Origin of the sequence: Streptomyces sp. 4N124 (genome assembly GCF_052245395.1) — a bacterium.
In the GTDB taxonomy this organism is placed as follows: domain Bacteria; phylum Actinomycetota; class Actinomycetes; order Streptomycetales; family Streptomycetaceae; genus Streptomyces.
Window position 1 is genome coordinate 178167 of the sequence record NZ_JBQQBS010000004.1, and the last position, 25055, is coordinate 203221.

General features: G+C 72.0%; 4 protein-coding genes. 1 reads left to right on the forward strand and 3 read right to left on the reverse strand.

What is annotated here, in order from left to right; genetic code table 11:
* Positions 1-9: 9 nt before the first annotated feature.
* From ACTWQO_RS05980 to ACTWQO_RS05990, 3 genes are read right to left on the reverse strand one after another with little or no spacing between them, the layout of a single operon-like run.
* The gene (locus ACTWQO_RS05980) at positions 10-846 is read right to left on the reverse strand and encodes an ABC transporter ATP-binding protein (protein ID WP_443236236.1); all 837 of its coding nucleotides are present in this window, start codon (positions 844-846) and stop codon (positions 10-12) included.
* Positions 847-895: 49 nt separating this feature from the next.
* Positions 896-1978, reverse strand: coding sequence for a FecCD family ABC transporter permease (locus tag ACTWQO_RS05985; RefSeq protein WP_443236156.1), 1083 nt, complete (start codon positions 1976-1978; stop codon positions 896-898).
* A gap of 2 nt (positions 1979-1980) precedes the next feature.
* Positions 1981-3006 (reverse strand): FecCD family ABC transporter permease, encoded by a 1026-nt coding sequence (locus ACTWQO_RS05990; RefSeq protein ID WP_443236237.1) that lies wholly within the window; start codon positions 3004-3006, stop codon positions 1981-1983.
* Positions 3007-3192: 186 nt separating this feature from the next.
* On the opposite strand from ACTWQO_RS05990, the gene ACTWQO_RS05995 reads away from it, so the two are divergent.
* Positions 3193-25053, forward strand: a complete 21861-nt coding sequence (locus tag ACTWQO_RS05995; protein WP_443236157.1) for a non-ribosomal peptide synthase/polyketide synthase — start codon at positions 3193-3195, stop codon at positions 25051-25053.
* Positions 25054-25055: the final 2 nt, after the last annotated feature.

Below are 25055 nucleotides of genomic sequence, written 5' to 3' on the forward strand. Positions count from 1 at the left end.
GTCCGCGTCTCAGTCCGCCGCCTGGGCCATCGGCTGCAGCGGCGCGCCCTGGTGATGGCGTCCCATCGGGATCACCATCGGCGTGCCGCTGACCGGGTCCAGGGTGATGCGGCAGTCCAGGTCGAAGACGTCCGCCACCGTCTCCGCCGTGATGACCTCGGCCGGAGTGCCCTCGGCGGCGATCCGGCCGTTCTTCATGGCGACCACGTGATCGGCGTAGCGGCAGGCCTGGTTGAGGTCGTGCAGGACCATCACGACGGTGCGGTTCTCACGCCGGTTGAGGTCCGTGATCAGGTCCAGGACGTCGATCTGGTGGGCCAGGTCCAGGTAGGTCGTGGGCTCGTCGAGGAGGAGGACGGGGGTGCCCTGCGCCACGGCCATCGCGATCCAGGCCCGTTGGCGCTGACCGCCGGACAACTCGTCGACGGGGCGGTCCGCCAGGTCCGTCATACCGGTCGCCGTCAGCGCCTCCTGCACGGCCTGCTCGTCCGCCTTCGACCACTGCCGCCACCAGGTCTGGTGCGGTGAACGGCCCCGGTTCACCAGGTCGATGACCGTCAGGCCCTCCGGCGCCACCGGGCTCTGCGGCAGGATGCCCAGGCGCTGCGCCAGTTCCCGCGTCGGTATGGACTGCAGCGCCCTGCCGTCCAGATGGACCGCACCTTCACGGGGTGCCAGCAGCCGGGCCAGGGCGCGCAGCAGCGTCGACTTGCCGCAGGCGTTGGCGCCGACGACGGCGGTGATCCGGCCGGGCGGCACGGCCAGGTCGAGGCCGTCCACCACCAGGCGGTTGTCGTACGCCAGGCGCAGCCCGCTCGCCCTCAGGTCCGGGTCGGCCAAGGGCAGCGCGTCGGCCGGCCCGGCATCGGTCGGCATACGGTCGGTCGACATGGGATCAGCCTCCTGAACCCGCGCGGTTGGCGCGGACGAGCAACCAGAGCAGAACGGGCGCGCCGAGCACGCCCGTGACGATTCCGACCGGCAACTCCGTGCCGGAGATCAGCGTACGGGCGATCAGGTCGCCGCCTAGGACCACCAGCGCCCCGGTCAGTCCCGAGGCCACGGTGGGCGGCCAAGCGGTGCCCGCGAGCCGCTGGGCGATCTGCGGTGCGGCGAGCGCCACGAACGCGATCGGGCCCGCGGCCGCGGTGGCGAAAGCGATCAGACCGACTCCGCTGAGCAGGATGGCCAGACGCACCGGTTGGACCCGCGTGCCCAGGCCGGTGGCCACGTCGTCGCCCAACTGGAGGGTACGCAGCAGCCGGCCGAGCAGCAGCGCCGTCGGCAGCAGGACCGCCAGCGCGACGGCGAGGGGGCCGACCTGGGACCACGTACGGCCGTTGAGGTTGCCCACCAGCCAGCCGAGCGCGGCCTGGGCCTGGAACCGGCCGCCCTTGGCCACGAGATAGTCGGTGGCGCTCGTGCAGATCCAGGCCACGCCGATGCCGACGAGGATGATCCGGTAGCCGGTGGTGCCGCCGCGCCAGGCGAGGACGTACACCAGCAGCGCCGTGGTCAGCGCGCCGAGCAGTCCGAGCGCCTGCGTGCCCAGGCCTCCGTCCCAGCCCAGCACGATGCCCGCGACCACGAAGGTGCCCGCCCCCTGGGTGAGGCCGATCATGTCGGGGCTGGCCAGCGGATTGCGGGTCATCGTCTGGAACAGCCCGCCGGAGACACCGAACGCGATGCCGGCCAGCAGTCCGACCAGGGCGCGGGGCAGCCGCAGTTCCTGGACGACGAGCACGGTGCCGGGATCCCCGGAGCCGACCAGGGCCCGCACGACGTCGGTGAAGGCGATCGGGTAGTCGCCGATCGTCAGGCTCCAGCAGAAGAGGAAGAAGGTGCCGACACCGAGCACGACGCTCAGCGCCACCAGACGGGGGCGGATGATGCCGGACAGCGGTGGCACGGTCAGGCGGTAGGTCCGGACCGGTGCGGAACGGGATTTCGCCGTAAGGGACTTGAAGGTCGTCGTCATCCTCATGCCTCCGCGAGCTTGCGCCGTCTGACCAGGGCGATGAAGAACGGTCCGCCGATGAAGGCGACGACGATCCCGGCCTGTACCTCGGTGGGCCGGGCGATCATCCGGCCGATGATGTCCGCCGCGAGGAGCAGGCTCGGCGCGAGCACCGCGGACAGCGGCAGCAGCCAGCGGTGGTCCGGGCCGATGCCCGCCGACTGGGCCAGCACACGGGCGACATGGGGGACGACCAGACCGATGAAGACGACCGGGCCGATGGCCGCCACCGCCGCTCCGGTCAGCAGGGTGATCGCGGTCACGCCGCCGAGCCGGATGAGGCCGATCCGCCGTCCCAGGGAGGCCGCCACGTCCTCGCCGAGGGCCAGGCTGTTGAGGGCGGGCGCGGCGGCGAGAGCGAGTACGGCACCGACGGCCAGGAAGGGCAGGATCCGCACCACGGTCGCCCCGTCCTGGTCGGCCATCGAGCCGGCGGTGAAGAAGCGGTAGCGGTCGAGCGCGTCCGGGTCGGTCAACGCGATCGCGCTGGTGAGGGAGTTGAGCAGCGCGGTCACCGCGACCCCGGCGAGCGCCAGCTTGACCGGGGTCAGACCGGAGCGACCGAGCCTGCCGAGCAGGAAGACCAGGACGCTCGCCACGAGCGCACCGGCGAAGGCGAACCAGACGTACCCGTAGAACGAGCCGAGCCCCAGCACACCGACGGCCAGCACGATGGCGAAGGACGCACCCGCGGTGACCCCCAGGATTCCGGGGTCGGCCAGCGGATTGCGGGTCAGGGCCTGCATCAGTGCCCCGGCCAGTCCGAGCGCCGCCCCCGCGGTGAGTCCCAGCGCGGTTCGGGGCACCCGCGCCGACCAGATGACGTTGTCCACGAACCGGCTCGGCGCGTCACCGAACAGCGCGCGCACCACCTGGTCCGGCGGAATGCTGGCGGCGCCGAGGGCGAGCGAAAGCAGACAGAGCGCGAGCAGCACCACGCCCAGCAATGCGACGAGGAGAACAGGGCGAACCCTTCTGCCCCGCGTCACCGTGCGGTCTCCAACGGGCAACTCCCTTAGGTTAGGCAGGCCTTAATCCTAGTGGCCGGTAACAGGTCGGCCCAGACAGGGGTCTTTTGGTTAGGTAATCCTTACCTTAGTATCGCCGTGGTCCTCCGGCTGAGCCGGTTCCACACTCTGGAGGCGCGGTCACCAGTGTCCGGTTTCGAAGAACGTGTGTCCGGTACCGACGACGAAACAGCGGCCGCATTCTGGCGGCGGCAACTCGATCCCCTCCCGCTGGAGACCCCCCTCCCCGCCGATTTTCCTTACCCCGCACGGCCCGACGCGGAACGCCGAACCCTGAGCCGCGCGCTGGACGTCACGGCCGACACATCGACACTCCTGGCCGCCTATGTCGCCCTGCTGCACCGCTACGGAGGCGGGCACGACATCACCCTCGGGTATGAGGGCCTGCCGCTCCGGATCACTCTGGGCGGCGGCACGCCCTTCGCGGAGCTCGTACGACGGGTGACCGAGGCGGCCGAGCAGGCGCGGGCCCACCGCGTCGAACTCACCACGCTGATCGACCGGCTGCGACCGGAGCCCACCCGGGGCGGCGGACTGTTCTTCAACACGGCATACGGCGGCATGCGCGAGGGTTCCCTCGACGTGGCGCTCGACGTCCGCGCGGGAGACGTCCTGGTGACGTACCGGCCGGATCTCTTCGAGGCCGGGACCGCCCGGCGCATGGCGGATCACTACGCCACCCTGCTCGCCGACGGCCTCGCCCGGCCGCACAGCCCCGTCGGCGAACTGGCGCTGCTCGGCGCCGAGGAGACCCACCGCGTCCTGCGGGAGTGGAACGACACCGAGCACGACGTCCCGCCGCGCACCTGGCCGGAGATGTTCGCCGAGCAGGTCCGTACCCGCCCGGACGACATCGCGCTGATCTTCGAGGACACCGAGCTCACCTACGCCGAACTCGACGAGCGCGCGGCCCGGTTGGCCCACGCCCTGATCGCGCGGGGCGCCGGACCCGAGCGCGTGGTGGCCCTCGCGGTGCCCCGCTCGGCCGAACTCGTCGTCGCGGAAGTCGCCGTCCTGAAGTCCGGTGCCGCCTATCTGCCCGTGGACACCGACTACCCGGCCGACCGCATCGCCTACATGCTGGCCGACGCCACACCGGTCTGCCTGGTCACCACGGCCGAGGTCGAGGAGGACATCCCGCCCTGCGACGGCATGGACGTCGTGGTCCTCGACGCGCCGGAGACCGTACGGGAGTTGGCCGGGCGCCCGGCACAGGGACCGGACCACGGCACGCTGTCCGTGACCAACTCCGCCTACGTGATCTACACCTCCGGCTCCACCGGCCGCCCCAAGGGCGTGGTCCTCACCCACGCGGGCGTCGCCAAGCTGATCGCCACGCAGACCGAACGGTTCGGGATCGGTCCGCACAGCCGGGTGCTCCAGTTCGCCTCGCCCAGCTTCGACGTGGCGTTCTGGGACCTGTGCCTCGGCCTGCTGTCCGGCGGCCGGCTCGTCGTCGTACCGAGCGAGCTGCGGGTGCCCGGCGCGCCGCTCGCCGACTACGCCCACGCTCACGGCATCACCTTCATGATCCTCCCGCCGGCGCTGCTCGCCGCCATGCCCGAGGACGTCGAACTGCCGCCCGCCACGCTGCTCGCGGGCACCGAACGGGTCTCGCCCGAGCTGGTCGGCCGCTATGCCCGCGGCCGGATGATGTTCAACGCGTACGGCCCCACCGAGGCGACCACCAACTCCACCCTCGGCCTGTGCGACCCCGACATCCCGGCCGGCTCCATCGTGCCCATCGGCATCCCCGACCCGGGCACCCGGGCCTACGTCCTCGACGCCCGCCTGACGCCCGTCCCGCCCGGAGTCCCCGGCGAGCTGTACCTGGGCGGCGCCGGGCTCGCCCGCGGCTACCTCGGACGGCCCGACCTGACCGCGGAACGCTTCGTCGCCGACCCGTTCGGGGCACCGGGCGAACGCCTCTACCGCACCGGCGACCTGGTGCGCTGGAAGGCCGACGGACGCCTGGAGTTCCTCGGCCGAGCCGACTCGCAGGTGAAGATCCGCGGCTTCCGCATCGAACCCGGCGAGATCGAGTCCGTCCTGCGCGCCCATCCGACCGTGGACCAGGCCGCGGTGGTGGTCCGCGAGGACCGCCCCGGCGACCGGCGGCTGGCCGCGTACGTCGTCCCCGCGCTGGACGGTGCCACGGTCCCCGACACGACCGAGCAGGTACGGGAGTGGAAGGACCTCCACGAACTCCTGTACGCGGCGGCCGGATCCGAGGGCAACCACGACCACGGTGTGCGCGAGAACTTCGCGGGCTGGAACAGCATGTACGACGGGCTGCCCATCCCCGTCGAGGAGATGCGCGAGTGGCGTGCGGCGACCGTCGCCCGGATCGAGGAACTGGCGCCCCGCCGGGTCCTCGAGATCGGCGTCGGCAGCGGCCTGATCCTCAGCCGTGTCGCGCCGGGCTGTGCGGAGTACTGGGGCACCGACCTCTCCGAAGAGGCCGTACGCGCCCTGCGGACCCAGGTCGAGGCCGTACCGGAACTCGCCGACCGGGTCCGCCTCAGCGCCCGGCCCGCCCATGACGTCAGCGGACTGCCCGAGGGCCACTTCGACACCGTCGTCCTCAACTCCGTCGCCCAGTACTTCCCGAGCGCCGACTACCTCACGGACGTCATCCGCGCCGTAGACACGCTGCTCGCACCCGGCGGCAGCCTCTTCATCGGCGACGTCCGCAACGCCCGCCTGCTGCGCTGCCTGCGCACGGCAGTCGAGACCCGGCGCGCGGACGACCCGCAGGACAAGCAGGCCCTGCGGGCGGCCGTGGAGCGGTCGATCAGCTGGGAGGGCGAACTCCTCCTGGACCCCGACTACTTCGCCGCCCTGGAAGGCTTTGACGCCGAGATCCAGGTCAAGCGGGGCGCCCACCACAATGAGCTGACGCGGTACCGGTACGACGTGGTGCTGCGCCGACGGGCCCAGGTCCCGGCGCAGGCCGACCTCGACGAGATCGCGTGGAGCGGGCAGGCGGCACTCGAAGCCCGGCTGTCCGAGGGCGGCGCCACCCCGCTGAGGGTCACCGCCGTCCCCAACGCCCGCCTCGTCGAGGACCTGGCCGCGCTGTCCGCCCTCGACGACAGCAGCCGTACCGCCGATGCCTCGGACCCCGAGGTCTTCCACGCGCTCGGCGCCCGGTACGGCCACCGGACCGCCATCACCTGGAACGGTGCCGCCGACGACGGCAGCCTGGACGTCGTGTTCGCCCCGGGCGACCTACCGGGCGGCACCCTGTACCGGCCGTCCGGCACCGCCCCGTACGCCAACCGCCCCGCGCCCTTCCGCGAGGTCAACTCCCTGATGAGGGTGCTGCGTTCGTACGTCGCGGAGAAGCTGCCCGAGTACATGGTCCCCGCGGCCGTCGTCCCCCTCGACCGCCTCCCGGTCACGCCCAGCGGAAAGCTCGACGCCGGCGCGCTCCCGATCCCCGACTACGGGGCCGCCAGCGCCGGCCGTCCGCCCCGGGACGCCCGCGAGGAACTCCTGTGCGCGGCCTACGCCGACGTGCTCGGCCTGCGCTCGGCCACCATCGACGACGACTTCTTCGCCCTCGGCGGCGACAGCATCACCGCCATCCAACTTCTCGTCCACGCCCGCCGGGCCGGACTGCGGCTCAGCTCCCGCGACGTCTTCCGGCACCGCACGGTCGCCGCACTCGCCGAGGCGGCGGGAGAGGTCGTACAGCAGAGCACCGACGACCACGCCCCGCTCGTCCACCTCACCGCCGACGAACTCGCCGAACTCCAGGGCGAGTTCCCGGTCACCGTGGAGGAACTGCTGCCGCTGGGCCCGCTCCAGCAGGGTTTCTACTTCCACTCCCTCCTCGACGGCGCCGACCGTGACGCATACGTCGTCCAGCAGGCCCTCGAACTGTCGGGACCGGTGGACGGCGAGCAGCTGCGCCGGGCCGCCCAGCGCGTCCTGGACCGGCACGCCCCGCTGCGCGCCTGCTTCCGCCGGTGCGGCGACGGGCAGCCCGTGCAGATCGTCGCCGGTGGGCTGGAGGTGCCCTGGCGCGAAGTGGACCTCTCCGCCCAGGCCGCCGACGTCCGGGAACAGCTCGCCGACGCGGTCGCCGCCGACGAGCGTGCCCGTCGTTTCGACCTCGCCCGTCCGCCCCTGATGCGCTGCGCACTCGTACGGCTCGACGGGGACCGCAGCCGACTTCTGCTGACGTTCCATCACATCGTGGCCGACGGCTGGTCGTTGCCGGTGCTGCACCGCGAGCTGATGGCCTGCTACGGGGACACTCCGGCCGTGCTGTCGCAACCGGCGCCGTACCAGGCCTATCTGCGCCGCCTGGCCGCCGCCGACCGGGATGCCGCGCGTGCGGCCTGGCGCACCGCGCTCGCCGGAGTCGAGGAGCCCACCCGGCTCGTCGAGACGCCCGCCGACGGGGCGCCCGTCGAGCCCGCGCAGATCCGCGTCGAGCTCTCCGAGCAGGCGACCGCGCGACTGGCGGCCCGCGCCCGGGAACACGGGGTGACGCTCGGCACCGTCGTCCAGGGCGCCTGGGGCCTGCTCGTCGGACGGCTGACCGCCCGGCAGGACGTGGTGTTCGGCACCACCGTCTCCGGCCGCGATGCGGAGGTCGAGGGCATCGAGTCCATGGTCGGCCTGTTCATCAACACCCTGCCGACCCGCTTCCGTTGGGACCCCGCCGACACCCTCGCCGACCTGCTCGCCCGTCTGCAGGACGAGCAGGCCCGGCTGCTGGACCACCAGCACCTCGGCCTCGCCGAACTCCAGCGCCTCGCCGGGCTCTCGGGCGCGGGCGACCTCTTCGACACCCTCGTCGTCTTCGAGAACTACCCGCACGCGAACGGTCTCGCCGACCCGAGCGGCACCCTGCGGCTCACGGGCCACGAGTTCCACGACGCCGTCCACTATCCGCTCGCCCTGATCGTCAAGCCCGGCCGCCGGCTCGACCTGCGCCTCAAGTACCATGCGGGCCGGCTCGACTCCGAGGCCGTACGCCGGATCGCGGACCGGCTCTCCAACATCCTGCACTCCGTGGCCACGGACCCGCGACAGACGGCCGCCGGTCTGGAACTCCTGTCGGCCGAGGAACTCTCCGACGCCGACCAGACGGGCGAGCACCGTCAGGTGCCCGACACGACGCTCGCGGCGGCCTTCGAGGCGCAGGCGGCCCGCACCCCGCAGGCCCTCGCGGTCGTCTACGAGGGCGAGACCCTCAGCTACCGCGAACTCGACGCTCGCGCAGGTGGGTTGGCGTGTCGGCTCGCCGCACTGGGCGCCGGACCGGGCACGGTCGTCGCCGTCGCCGTACCGCGCTCGGCCGAGCTGATGGTCGCGCTGCTCGGCGTGCTGAAGGCCGGGGCCGCCTATCTGCCGGTCGACGTGGACTATCCCGCCGACCGGGTGGCCCACATGCTCACCGACTCCGGCGCCACGACGGTCGTCACCGTGACCGGCACCCGACTCCCCGACGTCCCCGGCCTCGAAGGCCTGCTGCTCGACGGCCCGGCGAGGGATGTGCCCGATGCCCGCCCGACCCCGGCACACCCCGATGTCTCGGGCCTCGAAGGCCTGCTGCTCGACGGCCCGGCGGGGGATGTGCCCGACGCCCGCCCGACCCTGGCGCAACCCGACGTCCCCGGCCTTGAAGCCCTGCCGCCCGACGCCCCGGCCGGGCACGCGCCCGACGTCCGCCCGACCCCGGCGCACCCCGACGACCCGGCGTACCTGATCTACACGTCGGGCTCCACCGGCCGGCCCAAGGGCGTCGTCGTCACCCACCGGGCCATCGTCAACCGGCTCGCGTGGATGCAGGGCCAGTACGGTCTGACCGCCACCGACCGGGTGCTCCAGAAGACCCCGGCCAGCTTCGACGTCAGCGTCTGGGAGTTCTTCTGGGCGCTGTGCGAGGGCGCGACCGTGGTCCTCGCCCGCCCGGATGGGCACCGCGACCCGTCCTACCTCGCCGGGCTGATCCGGGAACAGGGCATCACCACCTTGCACTTCGTGCCCTCGATGCTGGAGGCATTCCTCCAGTCCGAGGAGATCACCGCTGATCCGGCCTGGGCCGCGACCCTGCGGCGCGTCTTCAGCAGCGGCGAGGCCCTGCCCGGTGCCGCCGCCGCCCGCTGGTGGGAGCTGACCGGGGTGCCGCTGCACAACCTGTACGGCCCCACCGAGGCCGCGGTCGACGTGACGTACCACGCGTACGACGGCGCACCCGGCATCACCGTGCCCATCGGCCGCCCGGTGTGGAACACGGGCCTGCGTGTCCTCGACTCCTGCCTGCACCCGGTGCCTGACGGAGTGCCGGGCGAGCTGTACTTGACGGGCGTCCAACTCGCCCGCGGCTACCACTCCAGGCCCGGCCTGACCGCCGAGCGGTTCGTCGCCGATCCGTACGGCGAGCCCGGTACGCGCATGTACCGCACCGGCGACCTCGTGCGCCGCCGCGCCGACGGCGTGATCGAGTACCTGGGTCGCACCGACCGCCAGGTCAAGATCCGCGGCAACCGCATCGAACTCGGCGAGATCGAGGCCGCGTTGGCCCGTCACCCCGCCGTCGCCCAGTCCGCCGTCACCGTCACCGGCGGTGCGCTGGTCGCCTACGTCGTCCCGCCCCGGGATGCCCAACCCCTGCCCGCCGACCTCCAGGCCGCCCTCTCCGCCGAACTTCCCGCGCCCATGGTGCCCGGCGCCTACGTCGTCCTCGACGCCCTCCCGCTCACCCCCAGCGGCAAGCTCGACCGAGCCGCGCTGCCCGCGCCACAGGCGGTACGGGCGGAGGCGCGCGGCCCGCGCAACGCGAACGAACGTGTGCTCACCGAGATCTTCGCCGCCGTGCTGAAGCTCGACGAGGTCGGCATCGACGACGACTTCTTCATGCTGGGCGGCGACAGCATCACCTCCATCGGCGTCTCCAGCCGCGCCCGCCGGGCGGGCCTGGACCTGGGCCCGCGGGACGTCTTCGAGCACCGCACGCCCGCCGCCCTCGCCGCGGCGGCCACACCGGTCACCGCCGCGCGGGAGCTGCGCTCGTCCTTCGCCCTCGCCGCCGAGGAGACCGAGCACGTCCACCGCCTCAGCCCGTACCCCGTCGAGGACATCTGGCCGCTGGCCCCGCTCCAGGAAGGCCTGTTCTTCCACTCCACGTACGACGACAGCGTCCTCGACGTCTACACCGTCCACGAGTCCTTCGACCTCGCCACGCCCCTGGACACCGACCGGCTGCGCACCGCCGTACGCGTGCTGCTGGAGCGCAACCCCAGTCTGCGCGCCGGATTCACCAGCGAAGGACTGCGCCAGCCGGTGCAGTTCATCGTCCGCGATCCCGACATCCCGCTCGAAGAGGTCGACCTGTCCGGGCTCACCGCCGCCGAACAGGACGTACGGCTGCGGGAGTTGACGGACGCGGAGCGCACCCGCCGCTTCGACCTGACCCGGCCCCTGCTCTTCAGGATGCTGCTCGTCCGCCTCGGCGCCGAGCGCGGAGACCGGCTGATCGTCGGCCGGCACCTCCTGCTGTGGGACGGCTGGTCCGCCTGGCTCTTCCTCGACCAGCTCTTCGCCCTGTACGAGTCCGGAGGCGACGCGAGCGCCTTGCCCGCCCCCGGTTCCTACCGGGACTACCTGACGTGGCTGGAGGTCCAGGACACCGCCGTCGCCACCGACGCCTGGCGGACCGCCCTCGCCGGACTCGACGAACCCACCCTGCTCGCCGCCACCGACCAGGGCCTCGCGCCCGACATCCCGGAGGGCCTGGACGCCCTGCTTCCTGATGAGGTGGGCGAGCGGCTGCGCGAGATCGGACGGCGGCACGGGCTGACCCTCAACACCGTCCTCAACGCGGCCTGGGGCCTGACCCTGGCGAGCGCCACCGGACGTACCGACGTGGTCTTCGGCACCACCGTCGCGGGCCGGCCGAGCGAGGTGCCGGAGATCGAGAACGTCATCGGCATGTTCCTCAACACCGTCCCCGCCCGGATCGCCTACAACCCCGCCGAACCGGTGCTCGGGCTGCTGCGCCGCATCCAGAACGAGCGGCTGGACGTGATGCCGTACGAGTACCTCGGCCTGGGTGTGCTGCAGGCCGAGACCGGGCACCGGCGGCTGTTCGACACGCTCTTCGTGCTGCGCAACAGCGACACCGAGGAGCAGCTCGCCGAGCTGAGTGACCGGCACGGCGCCACGGCCGTCGCCAATGTCGACGCCACCCACTATCCCGTCAACCTCGTGGTCACGCCGGGCCGCTCCATCCAGGTCACCCTGACCCATCGGGCCGATGTCGTGGCCCGTCCCCAGGCCCAGAACCTGCTCGACCGCTTCACCCTGCTCCTGGACCGGCTCACCCAGGATCTCGATGCCGCGGTCGGCGGGCTCGACCCCCTGCTCCCCGCAGAACACCGGGAGTTGGAGCGCGAGCGAGCCGAAGGCCGGGTGCCCGACCCCGACGACACCATCGCCGACCTGCTGGCGGACCAGGCCGCGGCCACCCCCTATGCCACGGCCGTCGTCTTCGGCGACCACACGCTCACCTACGCCGAACTGGACACCCGCATCAACCGCATGGCCCATCTGCTGCTCGCCCGCGGCGCAGGGCCCGAGCGGGTCGTCGCCCTCGGCCTGCCCCGCTCCCTGGAGATGGTCGTCGCGCTCTTCGCGGTGCTGCGCACGGGCGCCGCGTATCTGCCGCTGGAGCTGGACTACCCGGACGACCGGCTCACGGCGATGCTCGACGACGCCCGCCCGGCCATGCTGCTGTCGAACGCCGAGGTCTCCGCCCGACTGACCTCCTCCGACACTCCGCGGGTACTACTGGACGATCCGGCGATCGCCGCCGAACTTGCCGCCTGCCCGGGCGACTTGGCCCGCCGGACCTTCAGCCTGGAACACCCGGCGTACGTCATCTACACCTCCGGCTCGACCGGCCGCCCCAAGGGCGTCGTCACGCCTTACCGCGGGCTGACCAACATGCAGCTCAACCACCAGCGGGAGATCTTCGAACCGGCCATCGCCTCGGCGGGCGGACGGCGGCTGCGCATCGCCCACACCGTGTCGTTCGCCTTCGACATGTCGTGGGAGGAACTGCTCTGGCTGGTCGAGGGACATGAGGTGCACATCTGCGACGAGGAGCTGCGGCGCGACGCCGAGGCCCTGGTCGCGTACTGCGAGACCCATCGGGTCGACGTCGTGAACGTCACCCCGACCTACGCCCATCTCCTCATCGAGCAGGGCCTGTTGGAGGGACACCGCCCGCCGCTCGTCCTGCTCGGCGGCGAGGCCGTCTCGGAGACCGTGTGGAACCGGCTCCGCGACACGGAGGGAACGTACGGCTACAACCTCTACGGACCCACCGAGTACACCATCAACACGCTCGGCGGCGGCACCCTCGACAGCGCCACCCCCACCGTCGGCCGGCCGATCCGCGGCACCCGCGCCCACATCCTGGACGCCTGGCTGCGCCCGGTGCCCGAAGGAGTGCCCGGCGAGCTGTACATCGCCGGAATCGGCCTGGCCCGCGGCTACCTCGACCGGCCCGCGCTGACCGCGGAACGGTTCGTCGCCGACCCGTTCGGCGAACCGGGCGAGCGCATGTACCGCACCGGAGACCTGGTACGCCGCAGCCCCGACGGCAACCTCGACTTCCTCGGCCGCACCGACGACCAGGTCAAGATCCGCGGCTACCGGGTCGAACTCGGCGAGATCGAGACCGCGCTCGCCCGGCACCCGCAAGTCGCCCACGCCGCCGTGCTCGTCCGCGACGACCGGCTCGTCGGCTATGTCGTCCCCGCCCAGCTCACCGGCGACGACCGGGACACCGCCGAGCGGGACCAGGTCGGCGAGTGGCAGGAGATCTACTCCGACGAGTACGAGGAGATCAGCACCGCCGTCTTCACCGAGGACTACGCCGGCTGGGACTCCTCGTACGACGGCCGGCCCATCCCCTTCGAGGAGATGCACGAGTGGCGCGAGGCCACCGTCGCGCGGATCCGCTCGCTGCGTCCCCGCCGGATCCTGGAGATCGGCGTCGGCTCCGGCCTGCTCCTGTCCAGGCTGGCCCCCGACGCGGAGGCCTACTGGGCCACCGACTTCGCCGCCCCCGTCATCCGCAAGATCGGCGAAGAGCTGCGCCAGGACCCGGAACTGGCCGCCAAGGTCACCCTCCGCGCCCAGCCCGCCGACGACTTCACCGGCCTGCCCGACGACGGCTACTTCGACACGATCGTCATCAACTCCGTCATCCAGTACTTCCCGAGCGTCGACTACCTGACCTCGGTGATCCAGGGCGCCATGCGCCTACTGGCGCCCGGCGGCGCCCTCTTCGTCGGTGACGTCCGCAACCTGAGGCTCGCCCGCACCTTCCAGACGGAGATCCAACAGGCCAAGGGGGTCCCGGAGGACGGCCTGGAACGGGCCGTCGAGCGCGGCCTGCGCCTGGAGAAGGAACTCCTCGTCGACCCCGACTACTTCAGCACCCTCGGCCACGGCATCGACCTGCGCACCAAGCGCGCCCGCCACCACAACGAACTCACCCGCCACCGCTACGACGCCGTCTTGTACGCCGACGAGCCGGACCTGCGACTGCACGAGATCCCGGTGATCGAGTACAGCGCCGCCCTTGACCTGGCGGACGTCGCCGACACGGCCGAACCCCTGCGCCTCACCCGCATCCCCGACGCTCGCGTGGGAGCCGCAGGGGGAGTGGACCCGGAGACGCTGCACGACCTCGGCCGGTGCGTACTGACCACCTGGTCCCGCGAACCCGGCACCTACGACGCCGTGTTCCTGCCCCGCGCTGAAGCGGTACCCCGCGTCACCGCCGGGCTGTACCGGCCGGGCGGCGGGACCGCCCCGTACGCCAACGAGCCGACCGCCGCGCGCGGCGCCAACAGCCTGATCCGGCGGCTGCGCGACGACCTCAAGCAGCAACTGCCCGACTACATGGTCCCGGCCGCGTTCGTCACCCTCGACCGGCTGCCCATGAACGACAACGGCAAGCTGGACGTGCGTGCCCTGCCGGACGCCGAACCGGCCGTAGCGCTCGGCACCGGCCGCGGACCGCGCACCCCGCAGGAGGAGGTGCTCTGCCGGCTTTTCGCCGAGGTGCTCGGCCTGCCCGAAGTCGGCGCCGAGGACGGCTTCTTCGACCTGGGCGGCCACTCCCTGCTGGCCACCCGGCTGATCAGCCGGGCCCGCACGGAGCTGGGCGCCGAGCTGGCCATCCGCGACCTGTTCGAGGCACCCACCGCCGAACTGCTCGCGCTCCGCGCGGATGCCGGACGCCCCGCCCGCCCGGCCGTCGCCCCGGCAGCCCGCCCCGAGCGCATCCCGCTGTCCGCCGCCCAGCGCAGGCTGTGGCTCGTCGAGCGGATCACCGGCAGCGGTGTCGCCTACAACTTCCCCCTGGTCTTCAGGCTCCACGGCGACCTCGACCTCGATGCCCTCCGAGCGGCCGTACGGGACGTGGCGGGCCGCCACGAGGCCCTGCGCACGGTGTTCCCCGAGCACGCGGGCGAGCCGTACCAGCTGATCGTCCCGGCGGCCGACGCCGAACCGGCCTTCTCCGTGACCGACTGCACCGAGAACGAACTGCCCGCCCTGATCGAGACGGCCCAGCGCCGCCCCTTCGACCTCGGCCGGGAACTGCCCCTGCGCTGCGAGGTGTTGCGGCTCGGCCCGGCCGACCACGTCGTGGCCGTCGTACTCCACCACATCACCACCGACGAGTGGTCCGACCGCCCGTTCCTCGCCGACCTCACCACCGCATACCGGGCACGGAGGCAAGGGCAGGCTCCAGCTTGGGAGTCGCTGCCGGTCCAGTACGCCGACTACACCCTGTGGCAGCAGGATCTGCTCGGCCGGATCGGTGAGACCCAGCTCGCCCACTGGACCGACACCCTGCGCGGCCTGCCCGAAGAACTGCATCTGCCCCTCGACCGGCCTCGCCCGGACGAACCCACCGGGCGCGGCGGCAAGGTCCGGCTGGAGCTGCCCGCCGACATGGACCGGGCGCTGCGCGAACTGTCCGCCGCGACCGGCACCAGCATGTTCATGCTCTTCCAGGCAGCCACCGCCGCGCTGCTGCACCGTCTCGGCGCAGGCGACGACATCCCGCTCGGAGCGCCGATCGCGGGCCGCACAGATGACGCGCTGAACGACCTGGTCGGATTCTTCGTCAACACGCTCGTGCTGCGTACGGACCTGTCCGGCGAGCCGACCTTCCGTCAACTCATCAGCCAGGTACGCGAGTCGGCGCTTGAGGCGTTCGAGTACCAGGATCTCCCCTTCGACCAGGTCGTGGAGGCCGTCAACCCGCCCCGGACGGCCGGACGCAACCCGCTCTTCCAGGTCATGCTCGGCTACCACTACCGCCCCGACGGCGACCCCGACGTGCTCGGCATGCCGACCGACTGGTTCGACATGGACACCGGCATGGCCAAGTTCGACCTCCACTTCACCTTCGTCGACGAGTCGGACCGCCTGACGCTGCTGCTGGAGTACGCGGCCGACCTGTGCGACGCGGGAACAGCCGAGCAGTTGGCGGGGCGTCTGGTGCGGTTGCTGGAGCAGGTGGCGGCCGATCCGGATGTGCCGGTGCGGGACGTGGAGGTGTTGGGGGAGTCGGATCGGCGGTCGGTCGTCGAGGTGTGGAACGACACGGCGCATGAGGTGAGGGCGAGCAGCCTTCCCGAGTTGTTCCGGGCTCAGGTGGCTCGTACGCCGGATGCGGTGGCTCTTGTCTTCGGTGAGCAGCGGCTGACGTATGCGGAGTTGGACGCGCGGGTCGAGCGCACCGCCCGTGTGCTGGCGGGGATGGGGGCGGGGCCGGAGCGCACGGTGGCGGTCGCGCTGCCGCGCTCCGTCGAGCTGGTCGTCGCGTTGCTGGCCGTGCAGCGTGCGGGGGCCGCCTATCTGCCGCTGGATGCCGATTATCCGCAGGAGCGGCTGGAGTTCATGCTGGCGGATGCTCGTCCGGTGTGTGTGGTCCGGGACGGGTTGCCGGAGGGGCCGGACGGTGAACTGCCCTCTGCCTACGATCCGTTGAGTCCCGCGTATGTGATCTACACGTCGGGTTCGACCGGTCGTCCCAAGGGCGTTGTCGTCCCGCATGCGGGCATCGTGAATCGTCTGTTGTGGATGCAGGGCGAGTACGGGCTGACCGCGGACGACCGGGTGTTGCAGAAGACGCCGTCCAGCTTCGACGTCTCGGTGTGGGAGTTCTTCTGGCCTCTGATCACCGGTGCCACGCTGGTGGTTGCCAAACCCGACGGGCACAAGGATCCCGCCTACCTGGCTGAGTTGATCCAGAAGCAGGGCATCACGACCGTGCACTTCGTGCCCTCGATGCTCCAGATGTTCTTGGAGGAACCCACTGCCGTGGCCTGCACCGGGCTGCGCCGAGTGCTGTGCAGCGGGGAGGCCCTTCCAGCGGCGGTCGTGGAGCGTTTCCGTGCTCTGCTGCCGGCCGAGTTGCACAACCTGTACGGGCCGACGGAGGCGTCCGTCGATGTCACCGCCGTCGAGGTGACGGACCGTGTCTCGATCGGCCGTCCGGTGTGGAACACCCGGGTGTACGTCCTCGACGCGGCCCTGCGTCCGGTTCCGCCCGGTGTGGCGGGTGAGCTGTATCTGGCGGGCGTCCAGTTGGCGCGCGGCTACCTGGACCGGCCGGGGCTGACCGCGGAGCGGTTCACGGCGGATCCGTTCGGCGGAGCGGGCTCTCGGATGTACCGCACGGGCGACCTGGCCCGCTGGACCCCCGACGGCACGCTCGAATACCTCGGCCGTACCGACGACCAGGTCAAGATCCGCGGCTTCCGCATCGAACTCGGTGAGATCGCCGACGTGTTGATGCGTCACGACGGCCTCGCCCATGCCGCCGTCGTCGCACACGGCCAACGGCTCGTGGCGTACGTCGTACCCGCCGCCGGACACACCCCCGACAGCGGCGAACTGCGTCGGCATACGGCCGCCACGTTGCCCGATCACATGGTCCCCGCGGCCTTCGTCACCCTGGACGCACTGCCGCTCACCCCGAACGGCAAGCTGGACCGCAGGGCCCTGCCCGCCCCCGACTTCACGACCGGGACGAGCGACGGCCGGCCGCGCACCCCGCACGAGGAGATCCTCTGCGGGCTGTTCGCGGACGTGCTGGGTCTCGAACGGGTCGGGGTCGACGACGACTTCTTCATGCTCGGGGGTCACTCACTCCTCGCCATGAGGCTGGTCAGCCGGGTCCGCACGGCGCTGGGCGCCGAACTGACGGTCCGTACCGTCTTCGAGGCGCCCACACCTGCCCGGCTCGGCGAGCGCGTGGCGGGTTCCGCGGGACGCGTCATGGCACGACCGGCACTCGCTCAGCTCGACCGGCCGGAGCCGCTGCCCCTGTCCTTCGCCCAGCAACGGCTCTGGCTGCTGCACCGGATCGAGGGCCCGGGCGCCACGTACAACATCCCGGCGGCCTGGCGGCTGACCGGCGATCTGGACCGCGACGCCCTTGCCGCCGCCGTCCAGGATCTCGCCGTCCGCCACGAGAGCCTGCGCACGGTCTTCGCGGACCATGAGGGAGTCGCCCGCCAGCTCGTCCTGGACGCTGCCGAGGTCGCGGTGCCGGTGCACCACGAGCAGGTGTCCGAGGCCGACCTCCCCGACCGACTGGCCGAGGCCGCCGGGCGTGGCTTCGAGATCGACCGCGAACTCCCGCTGCGCGTCCACGTCTTCGAGCTGACGCAGCAGGAGTACGTCCTGCTGCTGGTCCTGCACCACATCGCCGGCGACGAGTGGTCGGACGGCCCGCTGTGGCGGGACCTCGCCATCGCCTACCGCGCCCGCAGCGAGGGCCGTGAGCCGGAGTGGGCGCCGCTGCCGGTGCAGTACGCCGACTACACCCTGTGGCACCACCGGCTGCTCGGCGACGACACCGACCCCGGCAGTCTCCAGGCACGACAAATCGCCTACTGGAAGCAGGCGTTGGCCGGACTCCCCGAAGAGCTGAGGCTCCCGACCGACCGGCCACGCCCACAAGAGGGCAGCCACGAGGGCGGAGCCGTCGGACTGAGCCTCGACAGCGAGCTGGAGCGGGCCCTGCGCGGCCTCGCGCACCGGCGTGGCGTCAGTTTGTTCATGCTCTTCCAGGCGGCCACCGCCGCTCTGCTGCACCGTCTCGGCGCCGGCGACGACATCCCGCTCGGCGCACCCATCTCGGGCCGCGCCGACGAACGCCTGGAAGACCTGGTCGGGTTCTTCGTCAACTCCCTGGTCCTGCGCACCGATCTCTCCGGCACACCCACCTTCGCCGACCTGCTCGACCGGGTACGCGACACCGACCTGGCCGCCTATGAACACCAGGACCTGCCGTTCGAACGGCTCGTGGAAGCCATCAACCCGGCCCGCTCACTGGCCAGGCACCCGCTCTTCCAGGTCATGGTCGTCTACCTCGGCGACCCCGGCAGCACTCCCGAATTTCCCGGCCTGTCCGCACGCCGCGAACCGCTCCGCCAGGAGAGCGCCAAGTTCGACCTGAGCTTCGACTTCATCGAGCAGTCGGACGGGTCCGGTATCCAGGGCTGGATCGAGTACAGCTCCGACCTGTTCGACCACGACACGGTCGAACTGCTGGCGGGGCGTCTGGTGCGGTTGCTGGAGCAGGTGGCGGCCGATCCGGATGTGCCGGTGCGGGACGTGGAGGTGTTGGGGGAGTCGGAGCGGCGGTCGGTCGTCGAGGTGTGGAACGACACGGCGCACGAGGTGGGGGCGAGCAGCCTTCCCGAGTTGTTCCGGGCTCAGGTGGCTCGTACGCCGGATGCGGTGGCTCTTGTCTTCGGTGAGCAGCGGCTGACGTATGCGGAGTTGGACGCGCGGGTCGAGCGCACCGCGCGTGTGCTGGCCGGGATGGGCGCCGGTCCCGAGCGGACCGTCGCGGTAGCCCTGCCCCGTTCGGTCGATCTGGTGGTCGCCCTGCTCGCGACGCATCGCGCCGGAGCGGCCTATCTGCCACTGGACGTCGAATATCCGCAGGAGCGGCTGGAGTTCATGCTGGCGGATGCTCGTCCGGTGTGTGTGGTCCGGGACGGGTTGCCGGAGGGGCCGGACGGTGAACTGCCCTCTGCCTACGATCCGTTGACTCCCGCCTACGTCATCTACACGTCTGGTTCGACCGGTCGTCCCAAGGGCGTTGTCGTCCCGCATGCGGGCATCGTCAACCGTCTCCTGTGGATGCAGGGCGAGTACGGACTGACCGGCGACGACCGGGTGTTGCAGAAGACGCCGTCCAGCTTCGACGTCTCGGTGTGGGAGTTCTTCTGGCCCCTCATCACCGGCGCCACGCTGGTCGTCGCCAAACCCGAAGGTCACAAGGACCCTGCCTACTTGGCCGAGTTGATCCAGGAACAGGGCATCACCACCGCCCACTTCGTACCCTCGATGCTCCGCGCCTTCCTGGACGAGCCCACCACCGCCAACTGCACCAGCCTGCGCCGCGTCCTGTGCAGTGGCGAGGCACTCTCGTCCGACCTCGCCGCCCGCTTCCACACCACTCTGCCGCCGACCGAGCTGCACAACCTGTACGGCCCGACGGAGGCGTCCGTCGACGCCACCGCCATCGAGGTGACCGATCGCGTCTCCATCGGCCGCCCGGTGTGGAACACCCGCGTGTACGTCCTCGACGCGGCCCTGCGTCCCGTTCCGCCCGGCGTTGCGGGTGAGCTGTATCTGGCGGGCGTCCAGTTGGCGCGCGGCTATCTGGACCGGCCGGGCCTGACCGCGGACCGTTTCGTCGCCGACCCGTACGGCGGTCCGGGTTCCCGCATGTACCGCACAGGCGACCTGGCCCGCTGGACCCCCGACGACACGCTCGAATACCTCGGCCGCACCGACGACCAGGTCAAGATCCGAGGCTTCCGCATCGAACTCGGCGAGATCGAGTCCGCCCTCGCCCGCCACGACACCGTCGCCCATGTCAGTGTCGTGGCCCGCGAGCAACAGCTGGTCGCGTATGTCGTCCCGGCCCCGGGCCGTACTCCGGATTCCGCCGCGCTGCGGGCGCACGTCGCCGCCGCGCTGCCCGATCACATGGTCCCCGCGGCCTTCGTCACCCTGGACGCGCTGCCGCTCACCCCGAACGGCAAGCTCGACCGCCGAGCCCTGCCCGCCCCCGACTTCGAGGCCGAGACCACCGACACCCTCCCGCGCACGCCGCGCGAGGAACTCCTGTGCGGTCTCTTCGCTGACGTGCTGAATCTGCGCCGCGTCGGAGTGGACGACGACTTCTTCACGCTGGGCGGGGACAGCATCGTCGCCATGCAGCTGGTCGCCCGTGCGCGGGCGGCCGGGCTGGTGGTCAGCCCGCGGGACGTCTTCCGCCACAAGACCGCCGCCGGGCTGGCCGCCGCCGCCCGAGAACTCGACGGCGACGGCGGGGCAGCGTCGTCGGACGCCTCACTGCTCGAACTCACCGACGAGGAGCGGGCCGAGGTCGCCGGGTTCGGTGCGGCGGAGGTGCTGCCGCTGTCGCCGCTCCAGGCGGGGCTGCTGTTCCATGCCGCGTTCGACTCCGGGGACGCGGGGCCGGACGTCTACACCGTGCAGGTGGCGTACGACATCGACGGCCCGCTGGACGCCGTACGGCTGCGGAGGGCCGGGCAGGCGCTGCTCGACCGGCACGGGAACCTGAGGGCCGGCTTCCGGTACCTGTCCTCGGGGCGTCCGGTCGCCGTCGTACCGCATACGGCCGTACTGCCGTGGCGGCATGTGGATCTGAGCGAGTTGGACGCCGCCGTCCGTGAGGAACGGTGGACCTCCTTGCTGGCGCAGGAGCGGCGCCGGTTCGAGCCCGCCGAGCCGCCGCTGCTGCGGCTGATGCTGGTCGAGGTCGGGCCCGAGCGGTACCGGTTCGTGCTGTCGCACCAGCACCTGCTGCTCGACGGGTGGTCGGTGCCGCGGCTGTTGGGCGAGCTGTCCCGGCTGTACGCGGGGGCCGAACTCCCGGCCCCGGTGCCGTACAAGGACTATCTGGCCTGGCTCGGCCGGCAGGATGCCGCCGCATCCTCGGCGGCGTGGGCGGAGGCGCTCGACGGTCTGGCGGAGCCCACGCATCTGGTGCCCGCCGACCCCGGCAGGGCCCCGGCCGTTCCCGAGACGCTCACCACGCTGCTGACGCCGGAGGCGACCGACGCGCTGACCGCGTTCGCCCGTTCGCGCGGCCTGACCGTCAACACGCTGGTCCAGGGCGCCTGGAGCGTCGTCCTGTCCCGGCTCACCGGGCGCGACGACGTGGTGTTCGGAGCGACCGTCTCCGGACGGCCACCGGAGCTGAGCGGCGTGGAGTCGATGATCGGGCTGTTCATCAACACCGTTCCCGTACGGGTCCGGATCGACGAGCGCGAGACGTTGGCGGCGTTCCTCGACCGGCTCCAGGACGAGCAGTCGAGGCTCATCGCCCACCAGCACCTCGGGCTCGCCGACATCCAACGGGGCGCCGGAATGGGGGAGTTGTTCGACACGCTCGTGGTCTTCGAGTCGTACCCCGACGGGGGCGGAGCCGGACTCGGGGCCGAGGAGGGGCTGCGGACCGAGGTCCGCGACCACCGGGACTCGACGCACTATCCCTTCGCCTGGGCCGTCGAGCCCGCCGAACGGCTGCGACTGACCGCCGAGTACCGCACCGACCTGTTCGACACCGCGACGGCCGAACGGCTCTCCGCGGCGATGGTCCGGCTGCTCGACGCGATGACCGCCGATGCGGATCAGGCGGTGGGCCACGTCGACATCCTCACTCCCGAGGAGCGGCACACCCTCCTGGAGACCTGGAACGACACCGCCCTCCCGGTCCCCCCGACCACCGTGCCCGGGCTCTTCGAGGCCCAGGCCGCCGCCACCCCGGACGCCGTCGCCGTGGTCGCGGGCCCCGTCACGCTGACCTTCGCCGAACTCAACGACCACGCAAACCGCTTGGCCCGGCTGCTGGCCGAGCACGGCGCCGGACCCGAGCGGATCGTCGCCCTGGCGCTGCCCCGCACCGCGGACTTCCTCGTCGCGATGCTCGCCGTGCTCAAGTCGGGCGCGGCCTATCTGCCGATCGACGCGGACCTGCCCGCCGAGCGTGTCCTCGCCATGCTGGACGACGCCGGGGCCCGGCTCGTCCTCACCACCGAGGCACTCGCCGCGGGACTGCCGGACCGCGAGGGCGTCGCACGGCTGGCGCTCGACGCGGAGGAGACCGTCGTACGACTGGCCGCGCACGCCGGCCGCGGCAACCCGTCCGGCCCCGACCCGGACCACCCCGCCTATGTCATCTACACCTCGGGCTCCACCGGCCGCCCCAAGGGCGTCGTGGTCTGCCACCGCAGCGTGGCCAACCTCTTCCACAGCCACCGCCGCACCCTGCACGACCTCGCCAAGGCGGGCACCGGGCGTCGGCATCTGCGCGTCGGGCACTTCTGGTCGTTCTCCTTCGACGCCTCCTGGCAGCCGCAGCTGTGGCTGCTCGACGGGCACGCGCTGCACATCTTCGACGACGAGACGCGCCGCGACCCCGAACTGACCGCCGCGGCCATCCGCGCCCAGGGCATCGACTTCATCGAGGTGACGCCGTCGTTCCTGGCCCAGATGGCGGAGTACGGGCTGATCAAGGACGGTGAGTGCCCGCTGGCGGTGGTGGGCGTGGGCGGGGAGGCCGTGCCGGACGCGCTGTGGAGCGAGCTGGCCGCACTGCCCGGCACGGAGGCCTTCAACCTGTACGGGCCGACGGAGGCGACCGTCGACGCGCTCGCCGCCCGGATCGGAGACAGCGAGCGGCCGGTCGTCGGGCGCCCGGTCGGCAACACACGGGCGTATGTGCTCGACGGCCGGCTGCGGCCCGTGCCACCGGGCGTCACCGGCGAGCTGTACCTCGCGGGGGCGGGCCTGGCGCGCGGCTACCTCGGGCGCCCCGGGCTGACCGCCGAGCGGTTCACCGCGGACCCGTTCGGCGCACCCGGCTCCCTCATGTACCGCACGGGTGACCTGGCCCGCTGGACGGCCGAGGGCACGCTCGAATACCTCGGCCGCGCCGACGACCAGGTCAAGATCCGCGGCTTCCGTATCGAACTCGCCGAGATCGAGGCCGTGTTGGACCGGCACGACGCGGTCGGCCAGGTCGTGGTCGTCGCCCGCGAGGACCGGCCGAGGACCAAGCAACTGGTCGCGTACGTCGTCCCGGCCGGCGGTGTGCCGAGCCCCGACCCGGCCGAACTGCGGGCCCACGCCGTGGCGGCGCTGCCCGACTACATGGTCCCGGCCGCCGTCGTGGTCCTCGACGAACTGCCGCTGCTGTCCAACGGCAAGCTCGACCGCAGGGCGCTCCCGGCCCCCGAGTTCACGCGCGTGACCGGCGGCCGGGAGCCCGCGAACGACATAGAGCGTGTGCTCTGCGCCCGCTTCGCCGAGGTGCTCGGCCTGCCGGGGGTCGGGGCCGACGACGACTTCTTCGCCCTCGGCGGGGACAGCATCGTCGCGATGCAGCTGGTCAGCCGGGTCCGCGCGGCCGGCCTGCGAATCACTCCACGGCAGGTCTTCCAGCACCGCACGGTCGGCGCGCTGGCCGCCGTGGCGGTGGAACTGGACGCCGCGCAGCTCACGCGGCCCGCCCACGACGACGGCTCCGGCACGGTGCCGCTGACGCCGATCATGCATGCGCTGCGGGAACTGGGCGGTCCGATCGCCGGCTACCACCAGGCCGCGTTCGTACAGACTCCCGCCGCCCTGGACGAGGCCGGGCTGTACGCCGTGCTCCAGGCCGTCACCGACTGGCACGACCTGCTACGGGCCCGGCTGGAGCGGACCGGACGGTGGTCGCTGCACGTGCCGCCGCCGGGCAGCATGCCCGCAGCTTCCTGGGTGGTCCGCGCCGACGTCCGGGGCGCTGACGAGGCGGCGCTCCGGGAAACGGTCGCCGAACACGCCCGTGCCGCGCAGAGCCGCCTCGACCCGGACGCCGGCCGGATGATCCAGGGCGTCTGGTTCGACGCCGGGCCGGACGCGCCCGGACGGTTGCTGCTGCTGATCCACCACCTGGTCGTGGACGGTGTGTCCTGGCGCGTGCTGCTGCCCGACCTCGCCGCCGCCTGGCGCGACGTCAGCGAGGGCAGGACGCCCGCGCCGGCACCGGTCGACCTGTCGTTCCGGCGCTGGTCCGAACTGCTCGCCGCACGTGCCGTCGACCCCGCCCGTGAGGACGAACTGCCGCTGTGGACCTCGGTGCTGGCCGACGAGGAACCCCTCCCGCTGCTGCGGCCCCTCGACCCGGAACGGGATGTCACCGCCGCCTCCCGGCACCTGTCCCTCACCCTGCCCGCGGACCGTACGGCACCCCTGCTCAGCAGGGTGCCCGCCGCCTTCGGGGCGAGCGTCAACGACGTCCTGCTGACCGCCCTCGCCCTCGCCGTCGCCGAATGGCGCGGGTCGGCGTCCGGTGGTGCGGTCCTCGTGGATCTCGAAGGGCACGGGCGAGAGGAGGAACTGGCGGGCGAGGCCGATCTCTCGCGCACGGTGGGCTGGTTCACCACCGTCGTGCCGGTCCGGCTGGACACCGGCACTCTGGACCTCGCCGACGCGCTCGCCGGAGGACCCGCTCTCGACACGGCCCTGGCGCGCGTCCGCGAGCACCTGGCCACCGCGCCGACGGGCGGCATCGGCCACGGCCTGCTCCGGCACCTCAACCCCGAGACCGGACCGGTGCTGGCCGAACTCGCGCGTCCGCAGATCGAGTTCAACTACATGGGGCGCTTCGGCGTCCCCGAGGCCACGGACTGGTCGTACGCCCCCGAGGCCGACGCGGCGGACCTGGAAGCCGACCCCGGCATGCCGCTGTCCCACGCCCTGACCGTCAACGCCCTGACCGAGGACCGGCCGGAAGGCCCCGAACTGACCGCCCACTGGACCTACGCACCCGGAGTACTGCCCGAGGAGGCCGTACGGGACCTGGCCGAAGGCTGGTTCCGGGCGCTGGAGGCTCTGGTGGACCGGGCCACCGCATAGCT